This is a genomic window from Paraglaciecola sp. (assembly GCF_039964565.1).
GTDB lineage: Bacteria > Pseudomonadota > Gammaproteobacteria > Enterobacterales > Alteromonadaceae > Paraglaciecola.
The window spans coordinates 64253-74795 of the sequence record NZ_JBDVXF010000007.1 but is presented as its reverse complement, the minus strand read 5'-3'; the positions used below and the strand labels follow the sequence as shown (position 1 = coordinate 74795).

Here is a 10543-nt window from a genome sequence, read left to right as displayed (position 1 = left end):
GTTCTCCCTTTGGGCGAGGTTTAAAAGCACCTACTCTGCGTTGCTCGAACTTACAATAGAATAACTATTGCTTCATTCGAACGCCTTGATTAGGTGATTTTAAACCTCGCTGAGCGATCAATTGTTAGGATGGATTGGTATTACTACCCAAAACAGAAATACCAAAAGCAATGAATCAGCACCACACTCGAACTAGCAAGTTTCGTTTTTACGCGATTTGACAGATGTAACCATAAGTCTGAGCGGATTCGGTATTTACCTATTTTTCACGTAAATACGAGTAAAGAATATTAACTACTTGGGTATAGATAACTGAGCCTACAATTTGTATATTTAATATGCTGACTTTGTATTTCCCCTAAACCCACTTTACATAATGTAGTAGAGTGTTTATTCAATTGGATTATATGTCTATTTCCTTTTGATTTTTGTTACTCATTCGCTAATTCTTGAGACAATATCAATATATTTCAAGGAGTTTGGTAGATATTTAAGTTTTACGAAGAAGGGGAGACATCTTCGTAATTCGCGTTTTCTGATTAATTTTGCAACTGACTATAAGTAAATATGAAACCTAAAAGCGGAAAAAAAATTGAAGCTGTAAAACCGACAAAACCTGCAGAGGCTTTTGTGGCCGATGACGCCAATCCTGGCGAGGTTGCAAAAGTTAAAGCCAAAGAAGTAAAAGCTCAAAAAGGTAAATACGGCCAAACGAAAATTACAGCTTTTAAGCCTAAAGAGACTGATAGTTCTGCAAAAGACAATAAAAGCGCAGAAGAAGATTCGGGAAAAGAAGAAAAAGAGACAACTTTTATTGCTATTAAATTATCTGATGAGAAAGGTAACGCTGTAGTAGGCGAAAAGTATCAAGTTGAATTGCCAGATGGAAGTGTGTCGAGCGGAACCTTAGATATAGATGGAACCGCTAAAGTAGAAGGTTTTGAAGCGGGTCAATGCAAGGTGCGTTTTCCAAATTTAGAAGACGACAGTGTTTCTATAAAATAGCGTTAGATGATCCCTAAGGAAGCGATAACATGACAGGAAAAAAAAGCTTCGAGTGTGCGTCTGGTAAAGAACATACCTTCGTTGTTAAACAAGCTAAGCTGGTACAAGTTGAATTATTGGATGGTGCAGAAGGTAAGTTTCTTCCCAAAGACGGAAAGCAATTTGTCAACTTAGATCGAGACAATAAGTGGGTAGACAATCAGTCTGTAACTAGTTTAGGGCGATTAGGTTATAAACCCAAAATTTATGCGAAGTTTGACTTACCGGGCGTTAGTGAATTTACAATAAAAGCCATACCAGATGCTAAAAACCCTTCCTATACAGACGACGAAAAAAACCGCAATAGTCTGTTTAAATTTATTGAAGAAGAAAAAACCTATCAAACTGAAAGCACCGGAGAACTCGTTATCAGTGATGCTTTTCTAAGCGTAGGTGGAAAGAGCACGTTTTATTTCGAAGTCAAAGACACTCAAGGCACGACTCTAAAAACCAAAAAACTCGAGACACTTCGCAAGGTATTTGTACAACAAATTAAAATGACAGGCGATGCAGGAAAGTCAGCTGCAAATTCAATTAGTACAGTGGAATCTGAATATAAGAAACAAGGTTTTATTATTGAGTCGTTACCCGAAAAAAACATGCCCGAAATGGAAAATATTGGAGCCAATGATTCTACAACTTATAAAAATGCGGTAAAAACGGCTTATCAAAGCTCAGAAGGCAAAAAGAAAGAACCCCATAGTTTGGTTGTTGGATATACCAGCCACTTAGCTGTAAAAACCACTGGCAGACAATTATCCAAAATCAATGTATCAGTAGGTCCAGGCAGTTCAGCTATTACCATCAATATTGCCGGCCCAGGTAAAACGAATCCGGCCGTAAGAACAAAGTACCTATGGCAAGAAATCGTTAGCGGTGAAAGTTGGTTTGAAAGTGCTTCATTTGAAGATGCGACTAGTGGAGTAGTCACCGCTATTGATGAAAAATATTGCACCGCTATTGCTGTTAACGCGGCCAATCCCAACGCTAGCTCTAAAGTAAAGATAGATGTGAGTAAATTACCTAGGGGAACCGGCACTGTTACCTTAAAGGTCACTTGGGTAGACAGAATGCGTGCGGGTTTGTCTTTTGGGGGCAGCAATCTTATATGTGTTTGCACTAAAGCTTGGTGGAAAAACAAAGGCTCAGCGCAACAAAACGAGGTCATAATTCACGAGATGGGCCACAAAATTGGCATGGTTACAGGAGGAACCGGAAAACTACCAGACAAAACAGATACTTTTTATGACTCCAGTAAAGGTCATGTGGGTACCCATTGCCATCATGGCATTCCTGCGGGCCAAGCACGTTATGATTCGGCGACTGATGCTTCTTTGTCTGATTGTGTAATGTATGGCTCAACTAATAGCCACTCAGCGTTTTGCGAACATTGTTCTGTTGCTGCTAAAAAACAAGATATCAATTCCGGCTGGTCAGCACTCTAGGTATGATAAGCCCTAAGTTGCCAAAAACAAGCTCACGATAAATGAGCATTAAATTTCATTGTATATACCTATTATTTAGCTTAGTCACGCTGTCAGCTTGTCAGGCATATTCAACCCCAAGGAGCCAAATCGTGGCAAATAACAATGCGGATTTCAAAAACATTGAATTGAATTCAGATTCAAAAAACCTTTGCTCACCTGATGTTAGTACTAAGGCTGATTTTATTGGTATAGCGATTAATGTACCCACAGAAGTTAAATTTGATGAAGTTGAAACAGCTGAAGATGGTAGTTTTACGATTATACCCATATGCGGATTCTACCAACTTGATTTAGCCGAACTAAGCAAAGATTCTGTCATACAATTATTTGCAATGAATGTTGAAACTGAACAAGTTTATCGCGGTGAACTACTTGAAGAAGATGCTGGTACAGAAGAACCCATGCCATTTGACGAGCCAGAATTACAGCCGCAAGATCTCGAGGGGCAATTGCTTTCTGCTTACTTCAATCCAAACTTGGCTTACTATGTAGATTTACCAATCGCAGAGGCCACGTACAAAATTCTGGTACAAATTGGGCAAGAGAAGTCGAATATTGTAGAAGTAAAAGTAAGTCGTAAATAGTTGAAGGTTATTTTTCTACTACTCGAATAAAATTATCTTCATCGTAAACACTGCTATGCAAAATTGTATCGTTATAAACCGCAGCGGCATAGGTCACGGCTGAATCAGCTTGTGATAGAGCAATTTGATAGTGGGTAATCTCATCACATAGAAAATTGTTACAAGTGAACGAGCGCAAATCCCTTGGTAAGGTACAACCCATTTTACCGAGAAACACGCAAGAATATTCATAGCTCTGGTCAGGAAAATATTCACTATATAGTGTCACAAGTTCATTCTTGATGAGTATTGATGTTTGCAAAACTAAGATATGTTTTAGAGATGGATAATCTAAAAAAGCATGGGTTTTTCCAAGATTACAACAACTTCCCATACAAGTAGCACAGGCTTTTCCCACTAGCTGAGCTTCCTTTTTTGGCAAAGGGGAATTTAAGCTTTTTGTGTAAATCTTATTGCCTGTTTGGTTGATGTTTTCAATATCATCATAAATCCGACTGACATGATCCAAAAAGTCCCGATTTCGCTCTCGATTTGCATCTCTAAGCTGATTAGTATTGGCGGGTAACAATGCGACTATAGGCGAAATATTCTTTATTTCATCAAGTAACTTTGACGGTAGTTTTTGAAGTTGTGAATCCGCAATAAACTCTTCGATATCTGCTATCAATTGTTGCGACAAACGCTTTTTATTTTCGACTAAGTACTTTTGGATTTTAGCGCGCTGACAAAGAGGTTTGTCACAATAATGACTTCGAAAATATTGAGTCCGCGATAACGTAGCTTTGCAATGATGGCATTGATGCGATGACATAACAAAATATTCCCTTTTACTTAGCTCTCAGCTCAGTCTTCCCGCTAGAACAACTGTCAGTTGAACCATTGGCTGACTTATTTTTTCAGCTAGGTTTTAATGTTAAGAAGTGAAATTACTCAGCACTAACTACTTTTACCTTGTCACTCAACAGACGCACACAATTTTTGTTTCTAAAACTAACAAAAGGATTTATTCCTTGTTTTTGAATGCTCGTGAGTTGCTGTTCAGACAACAAATACTCACCGCAAGGATGTAGCTTTTGTTCACCAGCTTCTTCATAAACAAATGCAGGAAGTTCTGTGATATGAGAATCGAATGGGACATTGCCATGGTATTGGCGGATCAGTAATCGCGCACAGGCAAAGGCGGAACTCCCCCACAACAATTGACTGTGTTGATGCTGATGCTGAAACTCTTCGAATGCAAACACATCCACTTCTTCATGTTTTTCACCATAAGGAATGCGCAATAACATTCGAGGATAAGTTAGCGCAACATGACGAGACTGAGGCGTCTTGCGAAATTGCTGCCATAGTGACGCTTCATCAGCATTCACAAGACTATCTGTTGCGCCAGCCACAAGTTGGCAATTTAGGGATTCAGCCACACTCGCCAAATAGTTCAAGGTAGTAACATCATCACTGCTGTCTGCAAACTGATGATTGCTAATGATGATATCGTAAGTCTCAATATCGCAATCTTTCACATGTTGACTCAATTTTGCTAGCAAATTCGGATCACCAGAAACGGCATCTTTGAGTGACTCATTATCAGAATTGACAACATAAAAAAGTTGTTCTTCATCATCGTACTCTTCATTGAAGATGACATCTCTAACGGATCGCCACAACGACTCTAACCCTTGAAATTCCTTGCCATGTATTATTGAACGCATCAGTTCTTCTATTGCAGTATCAATAAACACCATCAAACTTTGGTGTTCTGGCTTGGTATCTTTAATAATATGTGGACTGAGTATATTAGCTAATAAATTATCTATGTTTCCTTTGGTTTGAGGAGTTGAACTGGGTGTGGGCGCTGATTGTTTTTGACCTAAGAGACGTTCGAACATATCGTCGTTGTTTTCTAGCCCTGATGTTTTATCAGAGTCAATATCATCTGTAGGTTGTGATTCTTCGCCAATCTGGAAGGTTGTAATAATCTCTTGTGCCGCTTTCTCGGCGGTAGTTGAATTGCCTAACTCCTTCTTTAAACGGCGTAAGTTACTGAAAATACGCGCTTCAAATACACTATCTGGGTGAAAATCTTCTAATTCGCCAAAGCTAAGCTGCTGACCAGAAGGTAAGGTAATAGTGGGGCATAATTTAGCCATCACTTGATCGAAGTTATCAATATCAATTTTTAGTATTTTGTTAGCGGAGCAATCGGACACCTGTGAACAATTACCACTAAAGTCACCTAAAAAATACATTCTCATGGGTTTACTCGCACCAAGAGGTTGAGCATTGTTATTATTAAATCCAAATTCAAAATCGAGTCTACCTGACATTATTTTACTCCCCAAAAGTAACTTAATTAATTGACTAAAAGCGGAAAATTATTACAGATTCCGTTAACGCAACGGTATCCACAGAATATGCTGTGGCCCAGTATGCCCAAGAATATATTTTTCTCCCGTGTCGCCCCATCCCCCACGAGAACAAGCTTTATAGGCTCCTACGTTATTAACATTGACCAACATATAGGCTCCTCGAGCCATAGGAGCAACACCGCGGAGATAAAAGGACATCATACGACATGCTTCAGTCCCCATTCCCTGGTCCTGTTTATCTTGGTCAATAATAAAAGATCGCACACCTGGCGTGTCAGCCTTTGCAAAAGCGTGGTCAAAATGAAAGCGAGTATCAACACGAAACATACCAACAACAGAACCCTTTTTCTTTATTACATGTACACTAAAACCCGCCTCTAACCCAGCCGAAATATCGAAAGTCTGATCGGCATAAACTTTTTGGAATGGTTTAACAGTCAACCCTTGCACTGCAGTTATATCTTCATTGGCTAAAGGCTCAATAGTGACTGGGTTGCGAAGCATTTTGTACGTCCTTAAAAATAACTAATTATCTATTTAGTAGTGGCTAGTAGTCGTAGTTCAGATAAATCGAAACGCAGAAATATTTAACAAAAGCCATGGTGTTTATGCCGCGTCAAATTAAACCTTTGTTTCCTATTTGCGCGGCATTCATTGCAACTTATAAGCGATGTAAATTCAATAGTAACGGCTTAAACGATAGATAAATGCGGGTTGTTCAATTTTCTAGGTACATTTCGTTCAATCATTTTCCAACGCTCAAGAAGCGCGAGCTCTGATTCATTTTCTGCGTATAAATCCCCCATCATTTTGAATAGTGCTTGTCGCGCTAAAAGGCACATTTCCACGTTTTCTTTTACCGGCAAGAACCATATTTTCCCTTTGTTCTTGAATCCATGTTCGTTGACATAGGTCCAAAAAAGGTTGGCAGCACCCCAATGAATATTGTGAAAATCAATACTTATGGCGGTATCGACTGAAGCTCCTACTCCCATAACGGCGCCTGCCTTAGCGCCGAAACTGACGTTACCGAACAGGCTGCATTCAAAGTGGGCCCCAGCGCTACCACCTATGCCTGCCATAGCCGTAGCAGTTACTTTAGCTTTTGTTATTTCACGCCCTCCCAGTTTAAGGGTACCATGGGCTGCTGCGGTGACTTTGACTCCAGCGAAAGCCTCGGCACCTACTTTGACTTTGACCCCATTGTAGTCAATTGTAAATTCAGCCTCGGCACTGGCGAGCGCCCCTGCTAACGCGTCGATTTCAATGCCAGCTTCCAGCACATCGAATACGTCACAGCTCACATTAGTCTTGAAATGTATACCTAGCTCGGCTTCCACTTTCCCTTTAGCGCTGAAGCCACTTTGTGAGACATTTACATTACCTTGCACTCTACCTCTGGCACCTGCAAACAGTTCTGCATCAGCATGCACTTTTAGCCCTGAATATTGCATGTCCAATTGGCCCTTCATTTCCATTCCTGCTCGCGCACTAGCATCGAAACATAATGTTTTAGCCATTCCTGTTTTTGTATAAGACTTTTTGACTTGATAATCTGCACCTTTCCACAGGCTCATCTCAGTTGTAAAATGCTGCTTTTTAAGCACAATTGCGGCATCAGCAAGTAATATCTCGAGTATTGGACGAACTTTTACGGGATCAAATTGCATAAGTTCATGCATAGCCCAATGACCACCGTCATCTGGGTAATTGGGTTCGGTAGTGCCTGCGGCTACTGCCTGCCAGTAATCAAGTAGCAAAAATTTCTCTGTGAGCACATAGTATTTCGCGTCAATTAATTCCATCTTTGTGGCTTGCACGGCGGCACTTGGGGTATTGGCTGGCAGGTGACTCGTAAAGAAACTTCGATAGGTTGTTTCAAAAGTATAACGCATTCCAGCTGCTGCTTTGGGGCTGAGCTTGCCATAGACCTGCATAGCATCTATCGCCTCTTGAATGACTTTTTTGCGGGTAGATTTATAAGGTCCGCCCTTTAAAAACGATTTTTTCAATTCGGGAAAAAATGTATTTTGGCAATGGTACTGAAAATCGAAGGGGGGTTTTGTCATGGCAGTATAGAACTGGTCAAGACAAGTTTTTGAGTTGAAAGACACGGTAATCTCCTTTTGGTATTAAGAACCAATTAAGTTTCGCCATAACAACTTTTACAAACGTTACTTCATGTAAAATAAGACAATTCGGCAGAATCACATTAACAGGACATATTTAATTTAAATGTGTGTAGTACCTGAAAATCTAGATCAAAGCGCAACCCTCAAACAACCAAATGTTCGAGGGTTACTTTGTACGTTTTTAGTAACTAGTGACTTAACTCATAGACAAATTCATCGTCTTTAGCACTCACTTCAACCTTGCTAATGGGTTGGCCTTCTAGCATATGCGTCAAGAACTTATGGCTGACTTCAGGCAATAAAGTATTAGTCAATATGGAGTCGATCATACGTCCACCACTTTCTAACTCAGTACAACGACTGACGACTAAGTCGACTACAGAGTCGTCGTAAACAAAGTCGATACCTTGACCACTTTCAACGCGATCTTTAATTCGATCCAATTGCAATTTAGTGATGGATTTAATCATCTCATCAGACAGTGGATAATAAGGAATAGTCACTATGCGACCAAGCAATGCTGCTGGGAATACTTGAAGCTGAGGCTCCCGTAATGCTTTTGCGATACCGTCTGGTTCTGGCATAAGATCTGGGTCTTTACACATGTTCATGATTAACTCACTACCTACATTAGAAGTAAGCAAAATAAGCGTATTCTTAAAGTCGATCATTCGACCTTCACCGTCTTCCATTACGCCTTTATCGAATACTTGGAAGAAAATTTCGTGTACATCAGAATGGGCTTTTTCTACTTCATCTAACAACACCACTGAATAAGGCTTGCGGCGCACCGCTTCAGTTAAAATGCCGCCTTCACCATAACCCACATAGCCTGGAGGTGCCCCTTTAAGAGTCGATACCGTATGGGCCTCTTGGAACTCACTCATATTTATGGTGATGACATTTTGCTCACCACCATATAAAGCTTCAGCTAGTGCCAATGCAGTTTCTGTTTTACCTGTACCTGATGGACCACATAACATAAACACACCTATGGGTTTGTTAGGGTTATCTAACCCTGCCCTAGACGTTTGGATACGTTTAGCAATCATTTCCATACCGTGATCTTGACCTATTACCCGTTGTTTCATGACATTGGCCAAATTAAGTACGGTTTTCACTTCGTCGTTGACCATTTTACCGACTGGCACACCTGTCCAGTCTGCAACCACAGATGCGACAGCCTGTTCGTCACAAGCTGGCAGAATTAACGGAGTTTCACCTTGTAACTCGGCAAGTTGCTGGTGCTGCTGTTCTAACGCGGCTTTTGCTTCTTTTATTGCTTCTGAGTTGTCAACAAGTTCAACGGCAGTGCCATCATCATTTAGCGCTTCTGCTGCCACTTGTTGCTCTGATAATTTTTGTTCTGTAATTAAGTCACGTAAAGTTTTTCTAGCTTGTAGTACGCCATCTACCACTGTTTTTTCAGATTGCCACTTTTCTGTTAATGCCTGTTCCTTCTCACGTTCTGCAACTAAACAGTCAACTATCATGTCCATACGTTTTTGATTAACCACACCAATAGCCGCTTCTTTTTCCAGTAGATTTTGTTCGACTGTGAGGTTTTCTATGCGCTGCTTGCAGTCTTCTAATTCAGCTGGCGTCGCAAATTGGCTTACTGCCACTCTGGCGGCTGCGGTATCTAATAAACTCACGGCTTTGTCTGGTAACTGGCGGGCAGGTATATACCGATGAGACAGCTTAACTGCCGCCTCAATTGCGGCGTCTAACATCTCTACCTTATGATGTTTTTCTAACATTCCTGCTATATTTCGCATCATTAGTATCGCTTTTTCTTCACTGGGTTCATCCACTTTAACCACCTGGAAACGACGGGTTAACGCGGGATCTTTTTCAATGTGTTTTTTATATTCTGCCCAAGTTGTAGCACCTATAGTACGCAACTCACCTCGCGCCAAAGCTGGCTTTAATAGGTTGGCGGCGTCTCCGGTTCCAGCTGCGCCACCGGCTCCTACTAAAGTGTGAGTTTCGTCAATAAACATGATGATAGGCGTGGTGGAAGACTTCACTTCTTCGATAACTTGCTTGAGGCGGTTTTCGAACTCCCCTTTCATGCTCGCACCGGCTTGCAGCAAACCTATGTCTAAACAAAGTAACTTGACGCCTTGCAGCGCGGGGGGAACATCCCCTTTATTGATACGATGGGCAAAACCTTCGACAACCGCGGTTTTCCCGACACCAGCTTCGCCAGTTAATATTGGGTTATTTTGTCTGCGGCGCATCAATATATCGATAAGCTGTCTTATTTCTTCATCACGACCAATAATAGGATCTAGCTCACCTTTTGCAGCTTGCTCAGTTAAATCTGTGGTAAATTGATTTAAGGCTTCTTGTTTGCCCATAGCAGCAGGAGCCATTGCGTCGCTTGAGGTACCTGGTTCGCCGCCACCAATACTTGAGCCGTCTGTTGCATTAGTATTGTCTTCACTGGAGCCAGAAAGTATGTCTAGGAGCTCGTCTCCTAATTGCTCAGTTTTAATTTTTGCAAACTCGCCGGACATGTTGAGCAAACTATTTTTTAGTTCTCGCGTTTTTAACATACCTAGGACGACGTAGCCCATTCGGACTTTTGTATCTCCGTAAACCAAACTACCGTAAACCCAAGCACGCTCGATTGAATCTTCGATTTGACTAGACAAGTCAGAGATCGAACTTGCTCCTCTAGGTAAGGCATCGAGAGTATTGGTCATGTCTTTGGCTAAAACAGATGGGTCAAGATTAAAGTGTTGGATGATTTTGTGTAAATCAGAGTCTTGGAGTTGCAAGATTTGCTGAAACCAATGTACTAGTTCAACATAAGGATTTCCCCTGAGTTTACAAAAAACGGTAGCACTCTCTACCGCTTTGTAACCAATAGGGTTTAGTTTTCCAAAAAGATTGACGCGACTAATTTCAGCCATAGTGTTTAC

General features: G+C 40.9%; 8 protein-coding genes. 3 read left to right on the top strand and 5 right to left on the bottom strand.

The features are described 5' to 3' along the window. The first annotated feature begins 567 nt into the window (after positions 1-567). The 3 genes from ABJK37_RS04595 (at position 568) to ABJK37_RS04585 (ending at position 3115) form a co-directional block, all read left to right on the top strand. Positions 568-1005 carry a hypothetical protein gene (locus ABJK37_RS04595; RefSeq protein ID WP_348350594.1) on the top strand — a complete coding sequence of 146 codons (438 nt, stop codon included), beginning with the start codon at positions 568-570 and terminating at the stop codon, positions 1003-1005. Positions 1006-1034: 29 nt separating this feature from the next. Then, positions 1035-2489, top strand: a complete 1455-nt coding sequence (locus tag ABJK37_RS04590) for a hypothetical protein (RefSeq protein ID WP_348350592.1) — start codon at positions 1035-1037, stop codon at positions 2487-2489. A gap of 131 nt (positions 2490-2620) precedes the next feature. Beyond that, on the top strand, positions 2621-3115 hold the full coding sequence (locus tag ABJK37_RS04585) for a hypothetical protein (protein ID WP_348350590.1): 495 nt from the start codon (positions 2621-2623) through the stop codon (positions 3113-3115). A 7-nt stretch (positions 3116-3122) separates the two neighbouring features. Here ABJK37_RS04585 and ABJK37_RS04580 read toward each other — a convergent pair whose 3' ends face one another. The 5 genes from ABJK37_RS04580 to tssH all read right to left on the bottom strand — a co-directional run bounded on the left by ABJK37_RS04580 (position 3123) and on the right by tssH (position 10534). Next, entirely contained in the window at positions 3123-3926 is an 804-nt protein-coding gene (locus ABJK37_RS04580) for a hypothetical protein (RefSeq protein ID WP_348350588.1), read from the bottom strand. Between the two features lie 115 nt (positions 3927-4041). After that, entirely contained in the window at positions 4042-5439 is a 1398-nt protein-coding gene (locus ABJK37_RS04575) for a type VI secretion system contractile sheath large subunit (RefSeq protein ID WP_348350586.1), read from the bottom strand. Between the two features lie 63 nt (positions 5440-5502). Continuing rightward, complete coding sequence (locus ABJK37_RS04570) at positions 5503-5985, bottom strand: hypothetical protein (protein WP_348350584.1); 483 nt, start codon at positions 5983-5985, stop codon at positions 5503-5505. Positions 5986-6173: 188 nt separating this feature from the next. Beyond that, a complete protein-coding gene (locus ABJK37_RS04565) occupies positions 6174-7595 on the bottom strand; it encodes a hypothetical protein (protein ID WP_348350582.1) in 1422 nt (473 codons plus the stop codon). A gap of 206 nt (positions 7596-7801) precedes the next feature. Continuing rightward, positions 7802-10534, bottom strand: a complete 2733-nt coding sequence (gene tssH / locus ABJK37_RS04560) for a type VI secretion system ATPase TssH (RefSeq protein WP_348350580.1) — start codon at positions 10532-10534, stop codon at positions 7802-7804. Between the last annotated feature and the right edge of the window lie 9 nt (positions 10535-10543).